The following is a 22727-nucleotide window of genomic DNA, read 5'->3' as shown; positions in this document are numbered from 1 at the left end:
GAGGCCGACTATGAGTGAGAAAATGGGATTCTTTGGGAAGCTGGTTGCTGGGCTGCAGAAGACAAGAGATAACATCATTGCAGGCGTGGATTCCATATTCAGCGGTTTTTCAGCCATTGATGATGAATTTTATGAGGAAATTGAAGAGATCCTGATCATGGGAGATTTAGGAATCCAGACCACCATGTCAATCATGGAGGATTTGAGAAGAAAGATAAAAGAACAAAATATCAAGGATCCGCTGGAATGCAAACAGCTTCTTATGGACAGCATCATGGAACAGATGGATTTGGGGGAAAATGCCTATGAATTTGAAAAACAGCGGTCCGTTCTTTTGATCATCGGTGTAAATGGAGTGGGAAAGACAACATCAGTGGGCAAGCTGGCCGGGCAGATGAAGGATGACGGAAAAAAGGTGATCGTAGCTGCGGCGGATACGTTCCGTGCGGCAGCCATTGAGCAGCTAAGCGAGTGGGCCAAAAGGGCAGGCGTGGACATCATTGCCCAGCAGGAAGGCTCTGATCCGGCGGCAGTTGTCTATGATGCAGTTGCTGCGGCAAAATCCAGGCATGCGGATATTTTAATCTGTGATACCGCAGGCCGCCTGCATAACAAGAAAAACCTGATGGAAGAGCTGAAAAAGATCAACCGGATCATTGACAAGGAATACCCTGAGGCGTACCGGGAAACTCTGGTAGTGCTGGATGGGACCACAGGACAGAATGCTCTTGTCCAGGCAAAGCAATTTATGGAGGTTGCTGATATTACCGGGATTATCCTTACAAAGCTTGACGGAACCGCGAAAGGGGGAATTGCGGTCGCTATCCAGTCGGAGCTGGGAATTCCTGTAAAATATATTGGGGTAGGAGAGAAACTTGATGACCTGCAGAAATTCAATGCAAAAGAATTTGTAAGCGCATTGTTTCACGTAGAAGAGAAAGAAGAGGCGTAAAGTATGTTGACATTGGAAAAGTTTGAAGAAGCATCAGAAGCCGTTAGCAAAATAATTCTGGAAACGAAACTGGTATACAGCGAGTATTTCTCCACCCAAACCGGCAACAAGGTATATTTCAAGCCGGAAAATATGCAGTATACCGGCGCTTACAAGGTGAGAGGGGCTTATTATAAGATCAGCACCCTGTCGGAAGAAGAAAAATCCAAAGGTCTTATTGCTGCCTCTGCAGGTAATCACGCCCAGGGAGTAGCCTATGCGGCTAAGCTGGCCGGCATTCCGGCGACCATCGTTATGCCCACCACTGCACCCCTGATGAAAGTGAACCGTACCAAGGGCTATGGTGCGGAGGTCATTCTGGAAGGCGACGTCTTTGATGAGGCATGCAATTACGCCTACCAGCTTGCAGAAGAACGGGGACTTACCTTTGTCCATGCCTTTGATGACTTAGACGTGGCGGCCGGACAGGGAACTATTGCCATGGAGATCATCAAGGAACTTCCTACCGTTGATTATATCCTGGTTCCCATTGGAGGAGGCGGTCTTTGTACCGGAGTTTCCACTCTGGCCAAGATGTTAAACCCCAAGATCAAGATCATCGGCGTGGAGCCGGCAGGTGCCAACTGTATGCAGGAATCCTTACGTCAGGGAAAGGTGGTTTCCCTTCCGGGCGTCAATACAATTGCAGACGGAACTGCCGTGAAATGTCCGGGAGGAAAGCTTTTCCCCTACATCCAGGAAAATGTGGATGAAATCATCACGATAGAAGATTCTGAGCTGATCGTGGCATTCCTTGACATGGTTGAGAACCATAAGATGATCGTGGAGAATTCAGGACTTTTAACGGTTGCCGCATTAAAGCATATGAACGTAGATAATAAAAAAATAGTTTCCATCTTAAGCGGAGGAAACATGGATGTAATCACTATGGCTTCCATTGTCCAGTTGGGCCTGATGCAGAGAGACCGCATCTTTACGGTATCCATTCTTCTTCCGGATAAACCAGGAGAGCTTGCAAAGGTGTCCGCACTCCTTGCAAAAGAACAGGGAAATGTCATCCGTCTGGAGCACAACCAGTTTATCAGCATCAACCGGAATGCGGCAGTGGAACTTCGCATTACCCTGGAGGCATTTGGAACAGAACATAAGAATACCATTATGGCATCGCTTACGGCAGCGGGTTATCGGCCGAAGCTGGTTAAATCAAAAGGGACTTACGGGGATTGAGAATCATGATCCATAATACAAAATGGGAATCCGTATACACAATAAAAGCACGGGATTTTACCGTGCTTTTATCCGTTTTAGGTTCTAAACTAATGGATGCTGCAGAGGAAATTGCTTCAAAATATGCGGATATAGTTTATCTTGGAGTAGGTTTACACAGCGGATATGGCAGTGCTCAAAGAATGTATCATAAGCGTGGCTATATGCCTGACGGCAAAGGTGTCTGGTATAAAGATAGAATAGCAGAACCGTATGAAACTTATTGTAACGATGATAACTTAAATCTATATTTCAGCTAAAAAATAAGATAGCCAATAGGAGCATAATTTGAAGTCAATAAAATGAACATACAAAGAAAACTACAAGCTTATATAAAGTAATTTTTATCTTTGAGATATTTCGGATTTCCGGTTATCAAACAAGAGAAAAGGAGCAAAACAATGGATCACGAAAAAATTATATGCTATTGTTCGAAGGTTACAAAGAGGGAAATTATAAATGCATTAGTTAATGGTGCAAAAACGTTAGATGATATCAGGAAAATGACAGGTGCCTGCACTTTAGGAAAATGCAAAGAACTAAGTCCAAGGGGAATGTGTTGTTCTCCAACAATTATAGAGATTATAGAACAATATAAAGTAGAGAATTAAATAAAGAATTAAATAAAGAATGGTAAGCATAGGGAGAGAAAAATTGTTTTAATTACATTAAGAAGCAGTACCGGAAAATTACTATCCGGTACTGCTTTATTTCTCATATTGGTAAAGTTTTAACTATTCAATTCCATGTTATGATGAATGATTGATTTTTTCTGCAATCTGCATAAGCCTTGGAAGGCAATGGTCAAAAAACATCTGATAGGATTTGCAGAAGTAATTGCGGCTGGTTTCTTCCAGGGACATGACGCGGTGGCGGTAACAGCCGCCCCTGCACAGTGGAGAGTAAGTACAGGCCTGGCACTGGCTGTCAGGCGCTTTCTGGGGAGAAAGAAAACCGATTTCCATCCGTTTTTTGTGTATCTCATCAAAACCGGCATTGTTTAAATTGCCCAGCTTGTATTCATCCAGAACAAAGAAGTCGCAGGGATATACCTCACCGTCGGCTTCGATAACGTTTTGAATGCTGCAAAAACCGTTCATGTCACAGGCTTCTGCTTTCCCTGTCAATAAAAGAGAGAGATAATTATAGAACTGGCGGATGTAGATTTCCCTTCCGGCGCTAAAGTCCTCATACCATAGGTCAAACAAATCACACAGGAATTGCCCGTATAACTCCGGTGTAAGGGAATATTCCATGGTTCCCGGAGCGGCATCCAGAGGATCCAGACAGGGGATGAACTGTAGGTAAGAAAAGCCCATTTTCTTATAATACCGGTAAATCTTTCCAATGGAGGAAGCGGTTCTCCGGTTCACCACTGTAAGGATGTTATATTCCACTCCATACCTGTTGAACCAGTCCACTGTTTTCATGATATTTAAAAATGTGCCGCTGCCGTTTCCGTTTTTCCGGTAGGCATCATGGGTATGTATGGTCCCGTCTACGGAGATCCCCACCAGAAAATGTTCTCTTGCAAAAAATTCCGCCCATTCCGGGCCCAGGCCATAGCCGTTGGTCTGAAGGGCGAAATGTATTTCCAGATTTTTATTATTATATTCCTTTGAAAGTCTTACAGCCTCCTCAAAAAAAGGAAGACCGGCAAGTGTTGGTTCCCCTCCCTGGAAGGCGATGGTGCAGGAAGTGTCCGCGTAGTCCAGGGATTTTTTTATGACATTTTTTAAAGTTTCATCCGACATAAAGCCATAAGAGCCTTGTTCTCGTTTTTCCGTGATGTCGTGATAAAAGCAATAATGGCATCTCATGTTGCACATACCGGAAGCCGGTTTGATCAAAAGATTGACTGGAGGCATGGATTTAACTCCCTTCATCAGTAAACGGATAGGTGATCCGGTTTTCGTGTTCTCTTGGTGATATGCCAGTAACCTTTTTAAATACCTTGCTGAAGTAATAGGGATTATCAAACCCCAGTTTATCAGAGATTTCATACATTAAGTACTGGTGGGTATCAATAAGTTCCATGGCATGCTGTATCTTGACCTGGGCAATATAATCGGATAAGGTGGTCCCTGTCAGTTTTTTAAAGGTGTTACTTAAATGCCCGGAGCTTATGTTTAAAGCTTCCGCGACATCGGCCAGGGTCAGCTTTTCCATGTAATGCTCCTTAATATAGCTTCTGGCCAGTTCCACCAGCTTGTCGGAACGGGTGGATTTCCGGTCCTCCAAAAGTCGGCACAGCTTGTGGCAGAAGCTTCTCAGCCATTCTAAGATGTCTTCCAGGCTGTTAAAATGATTCAGCTGTTCAGCAATGTTGATGGTGTAAGGGAAGATCTCCTGATAGCTGTCATCCCCTGTTTCAAAAAATGAATAGAGATAGGTGTAAATGTTGATGCAGGCGCTGGTGGCCTGTTCCTTACGAGGCCTGTTATCCCGGAACAGGGTGATGATTTCCTCAAAGATGGTGGCCAGCTTTTCACTATCATTCTGGCTGATATAAGCAGCCAGTTCCTTTTTAAATACATTGATATTGAATTTCTTTGCCTGGCTGAAGTGAGAGGTCTGTCCTTCGTAAAATACCACCGGGGATGAAGAGTCAAAGTAGTAATAGTCCAGTGCCGTCAAGGCTTCTGAGAATGCCTGCGGAAGCTCTGAAATCTTTTCTTTTGCCCTGCTGACGCCGTAAACGGCGGAAAGTTCAAAATAAGTCTTTAAAGCAACGCTGAACTTCTGGCAGAATTCCCTTATAACGCTTTGGGAAAAGGCTTCCTTTTTTAAGGAAGCTGTAATGAGAAAGGTATCCTGCCGGTATTCCAGGACGGTAAAATGAAAGAAAAATCTTGCCGCAATTCCGCCCAGTATATCGATAAGCTGCCTGCTGACGGAATGCAGGTCATAGCTTCCACCGCCTGTTTCAAAGTCAATGTGGATAGGGTTTAAGGAAAACAGGATGACAAAAGGAGCCGGATACTGCGCCTCCAGTTCTTCAGGGATATCAGAAACTTTCTCCTGGGAAAGAAAAAGACGGCGGAACGCTGTCTTTGCCAGATCCTCCTGGTTATTCTTAAGCTGGCTGTCCAAAAGCCGGTGCTGCTTATTTGCCAGCAGGTCAAAGGCCTCCTTGGCCCGTTCCAGAGCGGCCACAAGAGCCTCTTCATTGAGATCGATTTTCACCAGATAATCGGAAGCGCCCAGTGAGAGGGCCTTTTTCACCAGATGGAATTCCTCCAGGTTCGTTAATACAATAAAAGCAAAGTCACAGCCGTTTTCCTTGCATTTTTCCACCAGATCCAAACCGTTCAGCACGGGCATCCGGATATCCGTTATGACGATATCCGGATGAAGATCCATGATCATGTCATAGGCAGAAGGGCCGTTGGTTGCCTTTCCAATAATAGTGCATTCATAGTTTTCCCATATGATCAGGGAAGCGATGCCAGCTAGTATGAGCGGCTCGTCGTCTATAATAATAATTCGGTACATGCTGTCTTTATACCCCTTTGTCAGCCCTTCTAAAATTCCAGAGGAAGGGCAATGGTAATCAATGTGTATTGGTCTAATTCGCTTTCCAGTTTTAATCCGTATTCTTCTCCGTAAACAAGCTTTAATCTCCTGTCTACGTTTGGAAGGCCGATTCCGCTCATGTTGCTTCTCGTGATGCGGGAAGTATCTGTCAGCAGTGTATCAATGCCCTCCGGGGAAATGCCGATGCCGTTGTCCCTTATTGTAATATAGAGAACGCCGTTTCCAGCAAAAGCATGTATCTGTATCAGCCCGTTTCTTCCGCTTGGTTCGATCCCGTTAAAGATGGCGTTTTCCACAAGAGGCTGAAGGGTCAGTTTCACAATTTTGGCATCGTATAAAACTTCCTGGTCAACCTGGGTGGTCACATCAAAAAGTTCAATATACCGGATCTTCTCTATAATAACATAATTCTGCAAAAAATCCAATTCCTGACGGAGGGTTACTTTTTCATTGAATCCCTTTGCCATGTTCTTTAGCAGAGAGGAGAGGGCAGTGACCACCTGGACAATCCCGCTGTTTTTCTGCATGGTTGCGATCCATTTGATTGAATCCAGAGTATTGTAGAGGAAATGGGGATTGATCTGGGCCTGAAGCATTTTGATTTCTAAATCCCTTTTTTCTTTTTCGCTTTGAAGTCTGGTTTCCAAAAGGTCGGAGATCCGGTTGGACATCTGGTTAATCTGTTTTCCTATACTGCCGATTTCATCATCTGTTTCAATGGAGCGGTCCGGGTTGAAGTTTCCCTGAGAGATGAATTCCAGGCGTTTTTTCAGACGGCTGATTGGAGCGCTCAACTGGCGGGATATAAACCAGGACAAAGTAAGGCCGATGCCACAGCAGAAAAAGAATATGAGGGCAATGGTACCCCCAATCACGCCATGATCTAAGTTAAGGTCTGAAATTGGAAGGATCTGAAAGAAAATCAGCCCGCTGACGGCTTGTCTCTGATAGGAAATAATGCAGTCCTTTCCGTTTAGCAAGGTGCGGAAATTGCCCTGAGGGTCTTTAAGGTTTTTAAAAGTGACCAGCAAATCGGAGACATCATAAGCATTTCCATTTACAGAAGAAATGATGCTTCCATCTAAAGTGGCTGCATAGAGAATCTGTCCATCCCCCATGCTATTTAAGGTATCAGAAAACAGGCGGGGAGAAATCGCCAGAAATATCCACGCATCTTCCGGCTGGCTGCCGTAGGCATATTTTAAAGGCCTTAAAAGAGGGAGAAGCTTTGGGGTGTAATTCGTTGGAGAAAAAGGGTTGTCCTCAAGGGAAAGGAGATACTGTGTATTTTCCCGGGAAAGCAAATCATGGAACCAGGGAGCACTTTGGATGTCATAGACATCGTGAGTGGAGCCATAGGCGTTTCCTGCCTGCAGGACCTCCCCATCGTTATAAAGTGCGATTTTATAAATATATTTGCTGTATCCTGAAATTGCACAGAAATCCTTCAACACATTGGAGGCGTACAGCTTAATATAAGCAGATTCACCGTTGTCTGACCGTTTTAAGGAGGGAGCAGAAAATAAAGACTTTCTTTCGGAACAGGTCACAACAATGTTGACCATTTCCTCATAGGCCACTTCCATCCGGTCGGACAGAATCTGGATGCGGTTGACAGAATTTTCCGTTTCGTTCTGAATTGCATCCTTATAATAAGAGCGATAGTTATAAAAGCTTACGGCGCAGGCAATGCTTATAACTACCAGAAGATTATATAGAAGAAATTTGTACTGGAATGTGCGGGGCATGGCAAGGATCCTTTCTGAGCCACTGTCTCTTAATTAATTAATAATATCATATCCTTTATTCCGTAGAAATTCAATGAAATAGAAATTAATCTTAAAATAGTATAAAAATCTGAATAAAATATATGTTTGAATCTGCGAAAACCTGGTAGGGGTTAAAAAAATAATAGAATTATGCAAATCGTTTATTCCGATATGAACTCAAATCTGGTATCGTTATAGCATAAAGAACACACGCGCGTAGTTCTAAAAAAAGGGAGGTTTCAATCTAATGAAATTAAAACGGGTTTTAACTATGATGTTAGCAGCCGGAATGGTATGCGCATCTTTGACTGCTTGCGGCAGCAAAACAGCCGAGAGCAGTGCGGCAGATACAGCAGCAGGAACAACTGAGAAGGCAGAAGAAACAAAAGCAGATGACAAAGCACAGGGAACAGGTGAGAAGAAAGTTCTTTCCGTTACTACTTGGGATTACGATTCATCACCACAGTTCCAGGCAGTAGTTGATGCCTACATGAAAGAAAATCCTAATGTAGAGATCAAAGTCATTGATACATCAGCTGACGAATACAACAATTCCTTAGGAATCAGCTTATCCGCAGCACAGCCGGATCCGGATATCATCTGGGTAAAGGATATGGGCTCCATGCTTCAGATGGCAGATAAGAAGCAGCTTCTTCCTCTGGATGATTTTATGAAGAAAGATAACTTTGACACATCTGTTTACAATGGCGCTGCTGAGCAGCTTCAGTACAACGGAGTTACCTACGGACTTCCATATCGTTCCGACTGGTATGTGTTATATTACAATAAGGATCTTTTTGACGCAGCAGGCGTTGCTTATCCTTCCAATGATATGACTTGGGATGAATATTATGATCTTGCATCAAAGATGACTTCTGGAGAAGGCAGCTCAAAGGTTTATGGTGGACATAACCACACCTGGCAGGCACTTGTAACAAACTGGGCCGTTCAGGATGGCAAGCACACTGTTGTTGAAAAGGATTATTCCTATTTAAAGCCATGGTATGAGGCAGCTCTTTCCTTACAGGATAAAGGCAATATTCAGGATTATTCAACTTTAAAGACAGCAAATATCCATTACTCTTCTGTATTTAAGAATCAGCAGTGCGCTATGATGCCAATGGGAACATGGTTTATCGCAACCATGATCCAGTCCCGTGCAGCAGATGAAACTTCCTTTAACTGGGGTATCGCAAGGATCCCACATCCTGCAGATGCAGAAGCTGGCTATACGGTAGGAGCTCTTACTCCTCTTGGAATCAGTGCTTACACTGACGAGCCTGACTTATCCTGGGATTTCGTGAAGTTTGCAACAAGCAAAGAAGCAGCAAATATCCTGGCTGAACAGGGCGTATTTACCGGTATCCAGACAGAGGAATCCTTAAAGACCATCGCTTCCGCACAGTTCTTCCCAGAGGGAGAGTCAAATATTGAAGCACTGTCTTATACCCACTATACATTTGACCGTCCTTTAGACCCACAGATCGAAGAAATCCGTAAGGTACTTGATGAAGTTCATGAAATGATCATGATCAAGCAGTATACCGTTGATCAGGGAATTGAAGAACTGAACAAACGTGTTGCAGAGATCAAAGGCTGGTAAAATATAATTAATTGCCCGGAGAGCGCCTTTTCTAAAATTACAGCAAGGCGCTCTTTTTGTGGCAAAAAGCAGGTGAAAAGGAGGTTAACCCTGTATGAAAGAAGTAAAAAAGACAATGAAGTCTCATCAAATGAAGGCAATCCGAAGTAACCTGATTGGTTATTCATTTATTCTGCCTAATTTAATCGGATACGCTATTTTTGTATTCATTCCTGTAATTTTTTCTTTTGTCTTAAGTGTAATGAAATGGGATGGCTCTCAGGCTCCCATGGAGTTTGTAGGTTTAAAGAATTTTGCTCAGATTTTTAGTGACAGAATATTTGTTCAATCCTTTGTTCACACCATTCAATATGCATTGCTTACGGTATTCCCAACCTTAGTGCTGTCGCTTTTACTTGCAGTTCTTTTGAACAATAAGTTAAAAGGAATCGCTATTTTCCGTACTGCGCTGTATTTCCCTTATATTGCCTCTATCGTGGCAGTAGGAGCAGTGTGGAATATGCTGTTTCAGCCGGATTTTGGGCCGATCAATGAATTCTTGAAATTCATCGGCATTTCAAAGCCGCCCAGGTGGGTTGTGGATGTGAAGTGGGCTATGGTGGCCATTTCCGTGGTCAGTGTATGGAAGTATATGGGATACTATATGATCGTGTATCTGGCAGCCCTTCAGGGAATCTCAGGATCTCTTTATGAAGCGGCCGGAATAGACGGTGCCAATGGCTTTCAGAAGCTTCGGTATATTACCATTCCCATGTTGACTCCCACCACATTTTTTGTGCTGATCATGCTTACGATCCAGTGCTTTAAGGTATTTGACCTTGTATATGTTATGACAGGCGGAGGTCCCGGCAACGCCACCAAGACCCTGGTTAATTATATATATGAAAAGGCATTTACCAGCTGGCAGTTTGGACCGGCAAGTGCGGGAGCCATTGTTCTGTTTGCAGTAGTGCTTATTATCACCCTGATTCAGTTTGCAGGTGAAAAAAAGTGGTCTAAGGATTTGATGTAAGGAGGGAAAGCGATGAAAACAAAAACAAAGGACTTAAGGATACTTCTGTATCTGGGATTGATTGCTTTATCCCTCTTCATGCTGGTACCGTTTTACTGGATGGTAATTTCTTCTTTAAAGCTTAATAAAGACGTATTTTCCATACCAATGAAATGGTGGCCCGATTCAATGCATTGGGAGAACTATAAAATTATCTGGAAGAAACTGCCCCTTGTGACCTTCTTTATCAATACCGCCAAGCTGACGGTCATCACGACCATAATCCAGCTGTTCACCAGCTGCTTTGCTGCTTACGGTTTTACGAAGACACGTTTTAAAGGCAGGGATTTAATCTTCCTTATGTATGTTACCACTATAGCCGTTCCATGGCAGGTTTACATGGTTCCCCAGTTTATTCTGGTTTCCAAGCTTGGTCTTAACGATACCCACTTAGGATTGATCCTGATGCAGGCCTTTTCCGCATTCGGTGTATTTTTAATCCGCCAGTTTTATATCAGTATTCCTGACGAATTATGCGAAGCAGCCAGGATCGACGGGTTAAACGAGTACGGCATATTCGGAAGGATCGTATTTCCTCTTGGCAAGCCGGCAATGGCAACCCTGACCATCTTTACGTTTACGAATGTATGGAATGATTTCATGGGACCGTTGATTTATTTAAAGACAAAGGAATTAAAGACCATTCAGCTGGGTATTCGGATGTTTATATCCCAGTTTGGAGCGGATTATGCATGGATCATGGCAGCCTCTGTATGCTCTTTGATCCCGGTTATCATTGTATTCTTAAGCTGCCAGAAGTTCTTTGTAGAGGGCGTTGCAGCCAGCGGAATCAAGGGCTAACTGGAAACGGAAGGGAGAAGCAAATGGCACAGACATTGGAACAAATAAAAACTTATCCTGGAATGGAAGAGGGCATGGTTCAAAAGGCTCTTGATGATGCTGTAAAGATCGTCAAAGAAAACCTTTCGGTATTTACGGATAAATTCCAGTCTTCCAACAGTTTTAACGGATTTTATGAAGCAACAGAAAATGTTGAATGGACAACAGGATTCTGGACAGGAGTGATCTGGCTGTCTTATGAACATACGGTTGATGAGGCATTCAGGAAAGCGGCGGAAGTACAGGTAGAAAGCTTCCTTAACAGAATCGAGAACAAGATTGACGTAAACCATCATGATATGGGGTTTTTATTCAGCTTGTCCTGTGTGGCAGCCTACAAGCTGACCGGCAATGAGCACGCCAAAAAGGCGGCTCTGTTGGCAGCGGATCATTTGGCAGAACGTTACCGGGAGAAAGGAAAATTCCTTCAGGCCTGGGGTAATCCGGGAGAGCCGAAGGAATACAGGCTGATCATTGACTGCCTGTTAAATCTTCCTCTGCTTTACTGGGCAACGGAAGTGACGGGAGATCCTTCTTATGAAGAAAAGGCGGAGAACCACATTAGAACTGCTATGAAATGCATTCTGCGTCCCGATGATTCCACTTACCATACTCATTTCTTTGATGTGGAAACAGGGGAACCGACTTATGGCGTGACCCACCAGGGAAACCGCAATGGTTCTGCATGGGCCAGAGGTCAGGCATGGGGCATATACGGAATCGCCTTAAGTTACCGGTATTTAAAAAATACAGAATACATGGATTTATTCTGCAGTGTAACCGATTATTTTATCGAGCACCTGCCGGATGATCTAGTTCCTTACTGGGATTTTGATTTTGATACGGGAAGCACAGAGCCGAGAGATTCCTCAGCTTCTGCCATTGCTGTCTGCGGAATCCTGGAAATGGCAAAATATCTGGATAAAGATAAAGCCATGGTATATTTAGATGCGGCTGACCGGATGCTAAGGGCACTGACAGATCAATGCGCCAACAAGGATTATAAAAAATCCAACGGACTGCTGCTTCATGGCACCTACGCCAGGGATTCCAAGGAGAATACCTGTACGAACCGGGGCGTTGATGAGTGCAACACCTGGGGTGATTATTTTTACATGGAGGCTCTTACCAGGCTTTCAAAGGACTGGGAGCTGTACTGGTAGGAACTGTGGAAGAATAAGGAGAAAAAAGAATGAAAACTAATCTGCTGTATGTCTTTGCCGACCAGTGGCGGGCTCACGCCATGGGATTTATGAACATGGACCAGGTGGTGACTCCAAACATTGACTCCTTTGCCCAGGAGAGCATGAGGTTTACCAATGCTTACAGTACGTACCCCTTATGTTCTCCTCACAGAGCTTCGCTGATGACAGGGAAATACCCCTTCCGCGTGGGGATGTGGACCAATTGCAAGATAGGACTGGAAGAAAAGGTCATGCTAAGGCCCCAGGAGTTCTGTATCGGAGATGTGCTGAAGACGGAAGGATATCGTACGGGCTATATTGGCAAATGGCATCTGGATGCCTCGGAGCTTAACTTTACCTCTGATCCAAAATCAGGTGCTAAAGACTGGGATGCTTATACGCCGCCTGGGGAAAGAAGGCATGGGTTTGATTACTGGCTGTCCTATGGAGCCTGGGATGACCATCTGGATCCCCATTACTGGCAGGATGATGAAAAACAAATAAAACCAGGGAAATGGTCTGCGGAATTTGAAACAGATAAGGCCATCGAATATATGGAAGCCAGAAAAGAGGAGGAGCAGCCTTTTGCGCTGTTCTTATCCTATAACCCGCCCCATCTTCCCTATGAACTGGTGCCGGACCGGCATTACGAGAAGTTTAAGGATTTGGAAGTCCATTACCGGGATAACGTACCGGAGGAGATGCGGGAAAAAGGTGGGCTTTTAGAAACCCAGACAAGGCAATATTATGCTGCAATCCATGGGATTGACGAGCAATTCGGAAGAATCCTTCAATATTTAAAGGATCATAATATGGAGGAAAACACCATTGTCATCCTGTCTGCGGACCATGGGGAAATGCTTGGTTCCCACGGGCTGATGAGTAAAAATATCTGGTATGAGGAATCCATCCATATTCCCCTTATGATCCGTCAGAAGGAGAAAATTAAGGCAGTGGACAATGATGGAATCTTTGCAAGTCCGGACCATATGCCTACCGTGCTGGAGCTTTTGGAACTTCCGATACCGGAGACATGCGAGGGCTACAGCCATGTAAAAGGAATGTTCGGTGAGGACGAGAACGAGCCCCAGGATATGCTGATCTGTTCTTATCCAGGCGGAGCGGAGATGGTAAAGGCATTTTCCGACAAAGGCCTCAGCCATAAGGCTTATGGCTGGAGAGGAATCAAAGATAAGCGTTATACCTATGTCATTTTTAACGGTTATGCTCCGGGAGAGGAGCAAAAGGAATATCTTTATGATAATATAGAAGATCCTTATCAGAAGAATCCGGAGCTGCTGGAGCCGGACTGCCAAAGAGCTGAAATACTGGCATACAGGGAAACGCTTAAAAATTACCTGTATCAGACGGACGATCCGTTTTTATGGAACCGGTAAGATAAGTTTAATGAAATAGGAGGCAGCCGATTATTTTATCAGTTCCCTCAGATTGCAGACAAAGTCAAAATTTATCTTATAGCACTTTATATTTATTCTCTAAATATTAAGTGCTATATTTTTATTGTTGGGTTTGCTATAATAGGTTTTATCTAAAAATCAGGAATTTGACGAGGTGGATGATATGAATCTAAAAGAAAGAGCAAGCCAATTAAAAACAGAAATTCCCGCTTTGTTATTATGCCTGAAAAGCAAAGAAGCACCGCTGGCAGCTAAAATTATGGCTGGAGTAACGGTTGCCTATGCGCTTTCCCCTGTTGATTTGATCCCTGATTTCATTCCGGTACTGGGGTATTTGGACGATATTATCATATTGCCCGTGCTCATTGCACTGACCGTGAAGCTCATACCCGAGAAGACTTTCAGTCGCTTTAAAAGAGAAGCAGAAGGTATGTGGGAAAACGGAAAAATGAAAAAATGGTATTATGCAATTCCTGTTTTGGTAATTTGGATGCTGATTCTCTGGCTAATCATTAAAGCGATATTCTTTTGAATTAACTTTTAAAATTTAATTGACAGTTAACGATAGCAAAGTATTTTTGGCGCTGTTATTTAACATAATCAGAGTACAGAGCCTTTGTCCTGCAAGCGCTCTCCTTCCAACCATTAAATCATTTAGATCTATATATTACCCATTTTTGTACTCAAGCCGAAGCAATTTAATAGGAGGCAGCCGAGATATCCGGCTGCCTCCTATTAATATAAATAAAGTTCACGCACAATTCTGCTATAAATTAGAGGTGTAAGCACTCTAACTTAATCGACTGAGAGCTGAATAATCAGCTTACTACTACTCAATTATGGATGAGTGAATGCTGTTTAAAGCTTTCTGAACTTTTCCCATCATACGTATGGATACGGAGTAGGTTTCCCTATTATCCATGTAAAGCAAAGCGTTTTCCCTGGTATATTTTAATACGTGCTTTAGATTTACAATAGTGGAGCGGTTGCATTGACAGAATCCAGAATTCAAGGTCGCTTGGAATTCCTTCAATGAGCCAGCGATCTGCCGGATTCCGGTTCTGGTATGAACGGTGATCTTGTGGGAATCATCACTGGTTGTAATAGCTACAATATCATTTTGATCCAGAACCAGAGAATCTTTATCGACCTTTATGGACAAAAGGCGGTTGGATGAATCCAGCTGAGCTTTATAATTTCTTTCTGCATTTTGAATGCAGGAGCAGATTTGCTCTGGTAAGGTTTCCGTTTCATCTTTTGTAATAAAGTCCATTGCCTCCACTTTATAGCGAAAGGTAAGAACAGCCATTTCGCTGTGAGTAGTTACAAAAACAACATAGCCCCTTGGATCATATTTACGTATTTCCTGTGCCAGCTCAATTCCATTTTTATTTGAATGCAAATCAATATCTAGAAAATAAAGTCCGATAGTGCTGGAGCGCTTTCGTATGGAAAGCAGTTCTTCCGGTTTTGAGGTTGAACAATAAAGTCTGGACTCTGTTGCGTTCATTACTAAATATTTTTCTATGATACTTTCCCAGCGGTTTAATTGCCTTTTATCATCTTCACAAAGGTATATGTGGATCATTTTAGTACTCCTTATTAATCTTATGCATTAGGATTAGTTCTTGTGTGAAATAAGGCTCTTCATATGTAGTATTCCAGATGGTATTTTCATAATTATTTAAGATCGTATCTACATTAAAAAGACCGACTCCTCTGTTTTCGCCTTTTGATGAAATTTCATGGCTTCGAAGCTCTGATATGGCATAAATCGGAGGAATTGCAGTGTTTTGAATGATGAGATAAAGATCTTCCTCCTTATAAAACATACAGAAACGCACTTCTTTTTCTACTGTTTCCATAGTAGCTTCTATAGAATTGTCTAAAAATATACCAATGATCCGGGAAAGGTCCAAGCAATCCATGTTCAGATCATTAATAGGCTCAGTCAGTTCTATTTCAGCTTTGATGCCTATCTCCATCATATAGACGAATTTTGAGGAAAGCAGACTTTTTAGGGCAGTACTTTTAATATTGGAAAGAGTCCCTAGTTTGGTATCCGATTCAGTGAATGCACGACTAATTGGAAGAATTCTTTCGCCGTAATATTCCTTCAAACTTTCCATATCATTTTCTTTTAGAAAACCTGATAACGTGCTTAGGATATTCATGTAATCATGTTTGAATTTACGCATAACTCCATAGGATTCTTCTAGCCTGTCAGTGTAAGTTCTCAGGTTTTCAAATTGAGCCATTCGGTGTTTATAGGCTTGTTCTGCTAATGTAATCTTATAAATATAATACATTAGAAAAGCTGTGATTGCAAATAATATTAAAAATATAATTCCGTTTAGGGCAATAACACCGTAATTATAACCTAGATGTTCACCATAAGAAAAATTAAAAATATAGAGAAAAACAAGGAATAATAAATCTATAAAAACGGCCGTTAGTAGATGCTTGTTAATATAAAAGTTCGAAATTTTTAAATTCTCATGAAAATACCAACCTATTAATTTTGTTGTTATTCCACTAAATATACAATAGGTAACAGAAAAGATAACTGTTAGTTTTTCATGGGTAAGTAAAGCCTCCATATCCATTTTTAATAAGGCACCCGCTATCCACATAAACAAGTAATTAAAAGCTACTATATAGATATAGCCAAACAGGTAGCAGCATAAATTAAAAATTCGATTTTTTGCAAATAACAGAGTAAAAATTATAATTCCTATACTAGTCAAAAATGTACTTGTTTGTCCAAGGGTCCCTTCAAAAAAGAAAAAGATATTGAAAATATATAAAAATATTAATGCTCTTTTAAAAATTGAATATTTATGTGGCAGTAAGTTGACATAAGAAAAATAAATGCATAAACTTCCGGCCAGGGTACAAATTAAATTATTCATGATTCACCCCACTTTAATGAATATAAATATTTTACCTTGTTATGAAGGGAAAGTAAAGAATATTGTATTAAAATTAGAAGTAACTTACGTTTGGGAAGAAAAAAGCAACGAAAATAGCAAAAATATATTTTTGTCCAAAATCATGATAAGATTGGAAACAAATGGTGGTGAAAAACATGAGTATTTCAAAAATAGCTGTTGAAGTTTGTAATTGGATGGATAAGACAAGTCATAAAAATCCAGAAGAAAACGAGATCATACAGTACGGATTAGAATTGTTATTAGATAATGTTTTAAAATTTATCCTTATTCAATTGATTGGAATTATTATTGGAATGGGTAAGGAGACAGCTGTGGTTTTGTTTTCTTTTTGTGGTTTGAGATTGCAGGCAGGAGGAAAACACGCCAAAACAGGTATAGGCTGCACCTTAAGTATGATTGCTATTTGGGCTGCATCTATCATATGTAACATGTTTATTGAAATTAAAATATCAATGATGCCTTATATCTATGTATTTTGCACTTTATTAATAATTATTTGTGCTCCCAGAACTATTAATATTCAACATTTTTCTTTAAAAGACATATGGAAAAAGAAAGTGTTCTCTCTTGTTTTTTTAACGTTGTTATTAGTCGTTGCGACGTTAAATTCGGAATTACGGGGATTAATTGTGTATCCGGTTTTTATTGAAGTAATAACATTACTTCCTAGAAATAAAACTAACGAAAAGGAGAAAGATGAAAATGAAAAAAGAAACCATTATGAAATTTCAGAAGACATTAACAAAGATTTCGCTTAATTCAATAGGCAGGAGCATTCCGATTGGAGTTTATGAAAGAAAAATTCCGGAAGCAGTGTTAAAGATGCGCAATGAGAATACAAAATAGGAAATTAATAAGGAAAAGAATTCTGTCCTTAAATTTAAGTGCAGATAGTCCGGTATGAGTATATAATGATAATATTTTCATTATAAATAGAAAAAGCGCTGTTATGCAATGAAAATAATACATATAAATTATTGTAAAATTTTCAAATCCAACTAGTTGGAATATTACTGTAGTAACAAGGGGGAAACTTTTGTCTGGATTAATTATGATTCCTATAAACAGTTTAAATAAAAACATATGGAATTTGTGTTCGTTCAGAAGTTTTATGGATACTCAGTAGAATAAGGTAAAAAATGCTGCCCTTTGAATTAAATTCAAAGGGCAGTTAGTCAATTATATGAAATTGGATAGGAATTGTTTTAGACTGGTTTATTGCATAGACCTTTCCTGTACAAAGGGCTGACAAAGATAGGAGAAAAGCAGATGAGAGAAAACTTATTTCGTAAAATTCTTGGGCTGGAAAAGAATTTAGCAGATGCTTCTGTGCAAAAGAATATCATGTCGAAGCACAGAAAGAGAAAGATCATTCCAGATGAATATTTTATAGATGTGATAACAATCATACCGGAAAGGAAAGCTGTGGCTAAGTTTGAGAGTATTGATATTTAGCCGGAGCAGGTAACGAAGGAATGTTAATAAAAACGGGTATCAACGAAGGGGTGTGGCATTCTTTCCGGGAATATCCTAAAAATTGTGTATACCTCCAAACGGATGTAAGATAGAATTACTCTGTTTGGAGGTATTTTTATGGCAATAAATTACTTATGGAGATAAATCTTATTTCGATGAAATATAAATGCTATTGAAATTGTGCTAATATAATATATCTGATAATAATATATTTCTACGAATACTATTGTGTAAATGCTATATTTATTATAAAATTGATTCCGTACAGAGTAAATAAATGGGGGTAATCGGAGTGAAAAGACTGCTAGCAATGCTATTGGCGATAATGATGCTGTTTCCAAGTACAGCGATAGCTGCTCCAAATAAGGGGTTTAAGCTGCTGACAACACCAGAAAATGAGTTGTTGATCAAGTACGTTGAGGATTATTGCCGCCAAACGAATGTTGATTTAAGTGTTACCTACATGGGTGATATTGATGCAATTAATGAGCTGAGTGTAAAAAGTGATCAATATGATGCAGTATGGCTATCCAATTCTATGTGGCTGTATCGTCTGGACCAGTCGGTATCCGTAACGGATTCAAAATCAACAGGGATTGTACCGATTGTAGTGGGAATAAAGCCTGAATTATACAGCGAATCTATTAAAACAATGGGAGATCTGATGCAACTGGAAGGCGGATTTGGAATACCTTCTATCACTCGTTCCGATGCAGGGGCCAGTTCCTATTTGGGAATTTATTATTCCTTATGCGGCTCACCCAGAATGCTGACAATGGATCAGGCGAAAGACCAGGAAATAAGAGATCAGATATACTCTTATATGAAGGAAAACAGTGAAATATATAGTACATATGAAGATTTAGTCCAACTTGTAAAAGCCGGGAAGAATGATTATTATTATGGATACGAATCTGAATTTATCAGATTAAACATGGAATATGGCACTACTTTAAAGTTGTTATATCTTGAAGATGGTGTGCCGCTGGCAGATAAACCATTTGCATATGTTGATAATAAAGACAGCCGCAAAAAAGAAATCTTTTTAGGAATACAAAATCATTTATTAAAGAATTCCACACAAAAGGAAATGTGCCGGGATGGGATCAGGACCGGCTATGGTGGTCAGGTCCCATATGCAAAAAAGGAAGTTTTTAATTCGGATTGGGGAATTGATACACAAAAGTATCTTGCACCAATGAATTATCCTTCCAAGGAAGTAACCACGGAATTATTGAATTTCTATACATATGGAGTAAGTAAGCCTGCAAATTATATTTTCTGCCTGGATTTTTCGGGCAGCATGCGGGGAGAGGGCCATAAAGATATGGTAGAAGCAATGACTACACTTTTTAATGATGAAATTGCTTCAAAATACTTTATTCAAATGAAAGAAACGGATAAGGTTACCCTTATTTTGTTTAGCAATTATGCAAATGAAGGAGTTAAAATTTCTTATGAGGATTTTGGAGAAATTCCAAAAACACTTAAATCCATAAAGCCTGAAGGTGGAACCAATATTTATAAGGCATTAATTGAAGCATCAAAACATGTGATCTCCACATCTTCAGGGTATAGCAATTATGTCGTTCTGCTCACAGATGGGCAGAGTGAGGAGGATTTTAGAGATACATTTATTAAAAATTACAATGTACTGAAAGAAAAGTATCCAATTTATTCTATTACGATGGGAAGCGCAGATGAGGAACAATTGGAGAAATTAGCAGAATTATCAGGAGGTAAAATATTTAATGGGAAAACGGACCTGGTTTCTGCATTTAAAACATTGAGGGGGTATAATTAATGGGAAGTCTGGCCGTGATACTTTCTTTATGCACAGTTGTGGCAGTTGGAATTGTATATTTTTTTACAGACAACATAATCTTATCCCTGCTGGTTTTGGCTGTTGGATTAGCTCTTGCGTTTTATTTGGATAAAAAATGGCGGCTGGACGAAGCAAAGGACAGAGTCAAGGATGCGGATGTAGAAAACAGAAAAAGGATTCTGGAGAGTTTCAATAAACTGAAAGACTATAAGGAGCAGATTGATCGTCAGCATCAAGGTGTTATGTCCAGTGCAGTTGATAACATTTATGATACTTCCAATCACATACTCCATGATAACAGCATTGACTTGAAGTTTGTCCAGCAGGTAGGACTCTATATACCCAGAATTAACAAGATATTGGATACATACCTTTTAAAGAGTGCGGATACGGTATTTAAAAGTCAGTCACAGGAATTTATGGTACGGACATCCGATGTATTTACCAAGCTGCTGACAGCATCTGGAAGCCAGGATGTAAAAGAAGCGGAATCATTGATGCAGGCTCTTGAAGAGACTTATCGGCAGCATGGATTTTCAAGTAAAGACGACGGGGGAAATTTATCATGAACAGTAAATACAAAACATATCTGATTATAGGAATCGCAGCGCTTGCCTTGGTTGTTATTGGTGTCATTTACTCCGGAAAACAAAGAGTAAGCGTTCAGTATTCTGAAAAAGCGAAAAAAGTATATGTTGCTATGGGCGGTGGAAAAGAAGGATTCATAAAAGATGAAGAAGTAAAGTCAATTATGGCAGAGAAATATAACATAGAGATAATTTCTGATTCCTGGAGCAATAATAAACTTGTTGCCGATGATGTGAAACTGGTAAGAGAGGATGGTACGCCTTATGACGCAGTATTCTTTTCTGACCAGAGATTTTATGATTATTTCAAAGCGAAGAATCTGGCAAAAAGTCTGGAAGGTTCCATAGCGTTAAATACTCCGGTAGTTATCTATTCATGGGACCAGATCACCGAAGCACTGATAAACGAGGGAATTGTAGAAGTGCGGGGGGAAACTTATTTTATCAAGGATATGAGCAGTCTGATGACCAGGATTCAGGAAGGTCAGAAATGGTCAGATATCGGGTTGGCCAATGTATTCGGAACAATCAATATTGCATCAACCGATCCGGTTACCTCGTCTCCCGGGGCAACCTACTATGGACTTTTACTCTCTATCATGAATGGCGGAACCGTTACAGATAACACGGTGAAATCAGTTCTCCCGGATATTAAGAAATTTTATGAATTCAGCGGATTTATGAACAATACACCTGCAGATCTGTTTGATTTATATTTAAGAACAGGAATGGGAGCCAAACCATTGATCGTTGATTATGAAAAGTCTATGCTGGAGTTTGCTGTCAATAATCTGGAGGGATATGAGCAGGTAAGAGGCAGAGTAAGGATTCTGTATCCGGAGCCTACGATCTGGAACAGCCACTGCCTTCTTACTCTGACAGAAAAAGGAAATCGTTATCTTGAGGCTCTGAATGATCCTGATATCAAAAAAATTGCCTGGGAGAGGTATGGATTCAGAACGGGACTTATGGGAGGCGACAATCTGGATGAACTCCCAGTTGACGGGGTGGCCGAAGAACTGACTTCCGTGGTACCAGGTTTAAAAAAGGAAATATATGATCTCATGATAAATGCATTGAAAGAATAAATTTTAAATATTGGGAGGTACGGTTATGTCGGATATAGGATTGGAATTACCCTCACAAGCAGTAGCGGCGTCTCAAGTGCTTAATGAAAAGGAATATGAAGAGCAATATCACTATCTGTCTATGGAAGCCTTGGAAGAGGATACCCGGAAACAGCTTCAGGAGTTTGTTGAAAAACTGGAGATTAAGACTCCAATGGATGTCCAGAATTTTGGAGTCAACACACAAAGGGAATTGTCTGTGATATCTGATTCCATCTTAAAAAGTACGAGAACAAGAGATACAGGCCCTATCAGTAAGGATATTACGGAGCTTATTCTTGTTTTGAATAATTATGATGTAAAAGTAAAGGAATTGCAGCAAGAGAAAGACAATATTTTTGAGAAGCTCCTCAGTGGTTTTAAATCCAGAACCTTAAAGATTCAAACAGAATACTCATCGGTAGCAGCCAATATTGACAGGGTTGTCAATGTTTTGGAAAACCATATGATTGAATTGAGACAATCCCTGGCTACTATGGAGAAATTATTTGAGAGTAATGATAAATATATAACACAGCTTAAGCATTATATTATAGCTGGAAAAGTAAAGCTGGAAGAGCTTCAGGCAAAGAGACTGCCGGAATTGGAACAGCGTGCCAATACAAGCGGAGATCCCCAGCAGATACAACAGGTCAGTGATTTCAGGGAAGTGATATATAAATTTGATAAGAAAATACATAATCTTCTTGTATCCAGGATGCTTTCCATTCAAATGGCAGCGGAGATCCGGATGATACAAAAGGTTGATACACAGATATTAGAGAATATCAGTGATCAGTTGATGCTGGCGATTCCTATGTGGAAAACTCAAATGGTCGTTGCAATAGCGGTAAACGAAGCAGCGGATGCAGATAAATCTTCCGAGCTGATTGCCAACAGCATCAATAAATCCATGACTCAGACAGCGGAGATGCTAAAGGATACTTCTCTTAAGGTGGCGGCAGCGGCAGAGCGTTCTGTGATAGATGAATCAACCATTCAGAGTATCAATAGAAACCTTGTAGATACAATTTCCGGTGTATACGAAATATCGAAGAGAGCACAGCAAGAAAGGGCGGATAAAGAAAAACGTCTGCTGTCTTATGAGACAGAATTAAAGAATGTGCTGGTGATTAAATAGCTGTTAAAAATTAAAAAC

At 40.8% G+C, this 22727-nt stretch carries 21 protein-coding genes; 16 read left to right on the top strand and 5 right to left on the bottom strand.

Annotation, left to right across the window (positions count from 1 at the left end; translation table 11 throughout):
* Positions 1-10 precede the first annotated feature (10 nt).
* The 4 genes from ftsY (at position 11) to AC27IJ_RS17590 (ending at position 2829) form a co-directional block, all read left to right on the top strand.
* Positions 11-952: a signal recognition particle-docking protein FtsY gene (gene ftsY, locus AC27IJ_RS17605; protein WP_312444071.1), complete on the top strand. Its 942-nt coding sequence runs from the start codon at positions 11-13 to the stop codon at positions 950-952.
* Between the two features lie 3 nt (positions 953-955).
* Positions 956-2179, top strand: coding sequence for a threonine ammonia-lyase (gene ilvA, locus AC27IJ_RS17600; RefSeq protein ID WP_312501783.1), 1224 nt, complete (start codon positions 956-958; stop codon positions 2177-2179).
* Positions 2180-2184: 5 nt separating this feature from the next.
* A complete protein-coding gene (locus tag AC27IJ_RS17595; RefSeq protein ID WP_312444067.1) occupies positions 2185-2478 on the top strand; it encodes an N-acetyltransferase in 294 nt (97 codons plus the stop codon).
* A gap of 141 nt (positions 2479-2619) precedes the next feature.
* On the top strand, positions 2620-2829 hold the full coding sequence (locus tag AC27IJ_RS17590; protein ID WP_487149973.1) for a (2Fe-2S)-binding protein: 210 nt from the start codon (positions 2620-2622) through the stop codon (positions 2827-2829).
* Between the two features lie 138 nt (positions 2830-2967).
* Here the strand turns inward: AC27IJ_RS17590 and AC27IJ_RS17585 are convergent, their stop codons facing one another.
* Genes AC27IJ_RS17585 through AC27IJ_RS17575 form a run of 3 tightly spaced genes read right to left on the bottom strand, consistent with a single transcriptional unit; the run spans position 2968 to position 7503 of the window.
* Positions 2968-4086 carry an anaerobic sulfatase maturase gene (locus AC27IJ_RS17585; protein ID WP_487149972.1) on the bottom strand — a complete coding sequence of 373 codons (1119 nt, stop codon included), beginning with the start codon at positions 4084-4086 and terminating at the stop codon, positions 2968-2970.
* A 4-nt stretch (positions 4087-4090) separates the two neighbouring features.
* Positions 4091-5713: a response regulator transcription factor gene (locus AC27IJ_RS17580; protein ID WP_487149970.1), complete on the bottom strand. Its 1623-nt coding sequence runs from the start codon at positions 5711-5713 to the stop codon at positions 4091-4093.
* Positions 5714-5742: 29 nt separating this feature from the next.
* Positions 5743-7503: a sensor histidine kinase gene (locus AC27IJ_RS17575; protein WP_487149968.1), complete on the bottom strand. Its 1761-nt coding sequence runs from the start codon at positions 7501-7503 to the stop codon at positions 5743-5745.
* 268 nt (positions 7504-7771) lie between these two features.
* Between AC27IJ_RS17575 and AC27IJ_RS17570 the strand changes: the two genes are divergently transcribed.
* From AC27IJ_RS17570 to AC27IJ_RS17545, 6 genes are all read left to right on the top strand, one after another.
* On the top strand, positions 7772-9127 hold the full coding sequence (locus AC27IJ_RS17570; protein ID WP_312501777.1) for an ABC transporter substrate-binding protein: 1356 nt from the start codon (positions 7772-7774) through the stop codon (positions 9125-9127).
* A gap of 115 nt (positions 9128-9242) precedes the next feature.
* Positions 9243-10139, top strand: coding sequence for a carbohydrate ABC transporter permease (locus tag AC27IJ_RS17565; protein ID WP_442913632.1), 897 nt, complete (start codon positions 9243-9245; stop codon positions 10137-10139).
* Positions 10140-10151: 12 nt separating this feature from the next.
* Positions 10152-10979, top strand: coding sequence for a carbohydrate ABC transporter permease (locus AC27IJ_RS17560; RefSeq protein WP_312444053.1), 828 nt, complete (start codon positions 10152-10154; stop codon positions 10977-10979).
* 23 nt (positions 10980-11002) lie between these two features.
* Entirely contained in the window at positions 11003-12181 is a 1179-nt protein-coding gene (locus tag AC27IJ_RS17555; protein WP_487149965.1) for a glycoside hydrolase family 88 protein, read from the top strand.
* 29 nt (positions 12182-12210) lie between these two features.
* The gene (locus tag AC27IJ_RS17550; protein ID WP_312444050.1) at positions 12211-13599 is read left to right on the top strand and encodes a sulfatase family protein; all 1389 of its coding nucleotides are present in this window, start codon (positions 12211-12213) and stop codon (positions 13597-13599) included.
* Between the two features lie 184 nt (positions 13600-13783).
* Positions 13784-14152: a YkvA family protein gene (locus AC27IJ_RS17545; protein WP_312444048.1), complete on the top strand. Its 369-nt coding sequence runs from the start codon at positions 13784-13786 to the stop codon at positions 14150-14152.
* 297 nt (positions 14153-14449) lie between these two features.
* Here AC27IJ_RS17545 and AC27IJ_RS17540 read toward each other — a convergent pair whose 3' ends face one another.
* Positions 14450-15208 carry a LytR/AlgR family response regulator transcription factor gene (locus AC27IJ_RS17540; RefSeq protein WP_312501773.1) on the bottom strand — a complete coding sequence of 253 codons (759 nt, stop codon included), beginning with the start codon at positions 15206-15208 and terminating at the stop codon, positions 14450-14452.
* A gap of 1 nt (position 15209) precedes the next feature.
* Positions 15210-16532 (bottom strand): sensor histidine kinase, encoded by a 1323-nt coding sequence (locus AC27IJ_RS17535; protein WP_487149962.1) that lies wholly within the window; start codon positions 16530-16532, stop codon positions 15210-15212.
* A gap of 176 nt (positions 16533-16708) precedes the next feature.
* On the opposite strand from AC27IJ_RS17535, the gene AC27IJ_RS17530 reads away from it, so the two are divergent.
* From AC27IJ_RS17530 to AC27IJ_RS17505, 6 genes are all read left to right on the top strand, one after another.
* Positions 16709-17332 carry an accessory gene regulator B family protein gene (locus AC27IJ_RS17530; RefSeq protein ID WP_312444042.1) on the top strand — a complete coding sequence of 208 codons (624 nt, stop codon included), beginning with the start codon at positions 16709-16711 and terminating at the stop codon, positions 17330-17332.
* 511 nt (positions 17333-17843) lie between these two features.
* Positions 17844-18029, top strand: coding sequence for a hypothetical protein (locus AC27IJ_RS17525; RefSeq protein WP_312444040.1), 186 nt, complete (start codon positions 17844-17846; stop codon positions 18027-18029).
* Between the two features lie 796 nt (positions 18030-18825).
* Complete coding sequence (locus AC27IJ_RS17520) at positions 18826-19854, top strand: vWA domain-containing protein (RefSeq protein ID WP_331655703.1); 1029 nt, start codon at positions 18826-18828, stop codon at positions 19852-19854.
* Positions 19854-20444 carry a hypothetical protein gene (locus tag AC27IJ_RS17515; RefSeq protein ID WP_312444037.1) on the top strand — a complete coding sequence of 197 codons (591 nt, stop codon included), beginning with the start codon at positions 19854-19856 and terminating at the stop codon, positions 20442-20444. Before AC27IJ_RS17520 ends, AC27IJ_RS17515 begins: the two co-directional genes overlap by 1 nt.
* Positions 20441-21550: a hypothetical protein gene (locus AC27IJ_RS17510; RefSeq protein WP_312501769.1), complete on the top strand. Its 1110-nt coding sequence runs from the start codon at positions 20441-20443 to the stop codon at positions 21548-21550. Before AC27IJ_RS17515 ends, AC27IJ_RS17510 begins: the two co-directional genes overlap by 4 nt.
* A gap of 25 nt (positions 21551-21575) precedes the next feature.
* Positions 21576-22709, top strand: coding sequence for a toxic anion resistance protein (locus tag AC27IJ_RS17505; RefSeq protein ID WP_312444035.1), 1134 nt, complete (start codon positions 21576-21578; stop codon positions 22707-22709).
* Positions 22710-22727: the final 18 nt, after the last annotated feature.

The sequence above is a fragment of the Lacrimispora sp. YZC11 genome, from assembly GCF_057543815.1.
Note: the sequence above shows the minus strand (reverse complement) of the source record. Positions and strands in the feature narration are given on the sequence as shown.

What these genes read in the sequence shown, in the direction of transcription:
- ftsY (WP_312444071.1), top strand. Translation starts at nt 11, where the DNA reads ATGAGTGAGAAAATGGGATTCTTTGGGAAGCTGGTTGCTGGGCTGCAG.
- ilvA (WP_312501783.1), top strand. Translation starts at nt 956, where the DNA reads ATGTTGACATTGGAAAAGTTTGAAGAAGCATCAGAAGCCGTTAGCAAA.
- AC27IJ_RS17595 (WP_312444067.1), top strand. Translation starts at nt 2,185, where the DNA reads ATGATCCATAATACAAAATGGGAATCCGTATACACAATAAAAGCACGG.
- AC27IJ_RS17590 (WP_487149973.1), top strand. Translation starts at nt 2,620, where the DNA reads ATGGATCACGAAAAAATTATATGCTATTGTTCGAAGGTTACAAAGAGG.
- AC27IJ_RS17585 (WP_487149972.1), bottom strand. Translation starts at nt 4,086, where the DNA reads ATGCCTCCAGTCAATCTTTTGATCAAACCGGCTTCCGGTATGTGCAAC.
- AC27IJ_RS17580 (WP_487149970.1), bottom strand. Translation starts at nt 5,713, where the DNA reads ATGTACCGAATTATTATTATAGACGACGAGCCGCTCATACTAGCTGGC.
- AC27IJ_RS17575 (WP_487149968.1), bottom strand. Translation starts at nt 7,503, where the DNA reads ATGCCCCGCACATTCCAGTACAAATTTCTTCTATATAATCTTCTGGTA.
- AC27IJ_RS17570 (WP_312501777.1), top strand. Translation starts at nt 7,772, where the DNA reads ATGAAATTAAAACGGGTTTTAACTATGATGTTAGCAGCCGGAATGGTA.
- AC27IJ_RS17565 (WP_442913632.1), top strand. Translation starts at nt 9,243, where the DNA reads ATGAAGTCTCATCAAATGAAGGCAATCCGAAGTAACCTGATTGGTTAT.
- AC27IJ_RS17560 (WP_312444053.1), top strand. Translation starts at nt 10,152, where the DNA reads ATGAAAACAAAAACAAAGGACTTAAGGATACTTCTGTATCTGGGATTG.
- AC27IJ_RS17555 (WP_487149965.1), top strand. Translation starts at nt 11,003, where the DNA reads ATGGCACAGACATTGGAACAAATAAAAACTTATCCTGGAATGGAAGAG.
- AC27IJ_RS17550 (WP_312444050.1), top strand. Translation starts at nt 12,211, where the DNA reads ATGAAAACTAATCTGCTGTATGTCTTTGCCGACCAGTGGCGGGCTCAC.
- AC27IJ_RS17545 (WP_312444048.1), top strand. Translation starts at nt 13,784, where the DNA reads ATGAATCTAAAAGAAAGAGCAAGCCAATTAAAAACAGAAATTCCCGCT.
- AC27IJ_RS17540 (WP_312501773.1), bottom strand. Translation starts at nt 15,208, where the DNA reads ATGATCCACATATACCTTTGTGAAGATGATAAAAGGCAATTAAACCGC.
- AC27IJ_RS17535 (WP_487149962.1), bottom strand. Translation starts at nt 16,532, where the DNA reads ATGAATAATTTAATTTGTACCCTGGCCGGAAGTTTATGCATTTATTTT.
- AC27IJ_RS17530 (WP_312444042.1), top strand. Translation starts at nt 16,709, where the DNA reads ATGAGTATTTCAAAAATAGCTGTTGAAGTTTGTAATTGGATGGATAAG.
- AC27IJ_RS17525 (WP_312444040.1), top strand. Translation starts at nt 17,844, where the DNA reads ATGAGAGAAAACTTATTTCGTAAAATTCTTGGGCTGGAAAAGAATTTA.
- AC27IJ_RS17520 (WP_331655703.1), top strand. Translation starts at nt 18,826, where the DNA reads ATGGATCAGGCGAAAGACCAGGAAATAAGAGATCAGATATACTCTTAT.
- AC27IJ_RS17515 (WP_312444037.1), top strand. Translation starts at nt 19,854, where the DNA reads ATGGGAAGTCTGGCCGTGATACTTTCTTTATGCACAGTTGTGGCAGTT.
- AC27IJ_RS17510 (WP_312501769.1), top strand. Translation starts at nt 20,441, where the DNA reads ATGAACAGTAAATACAAAACATATCTGATTATAGGAATCGCAGCGCTT.
- AC27IJ_RS17505 (WP_312444035.1), top strand. Translation starts at nt 21,576, where the DNA reads ATGTCGGATATAGGATTGGAATTACCCTCACAAGCAGTAGCGGCGTCT.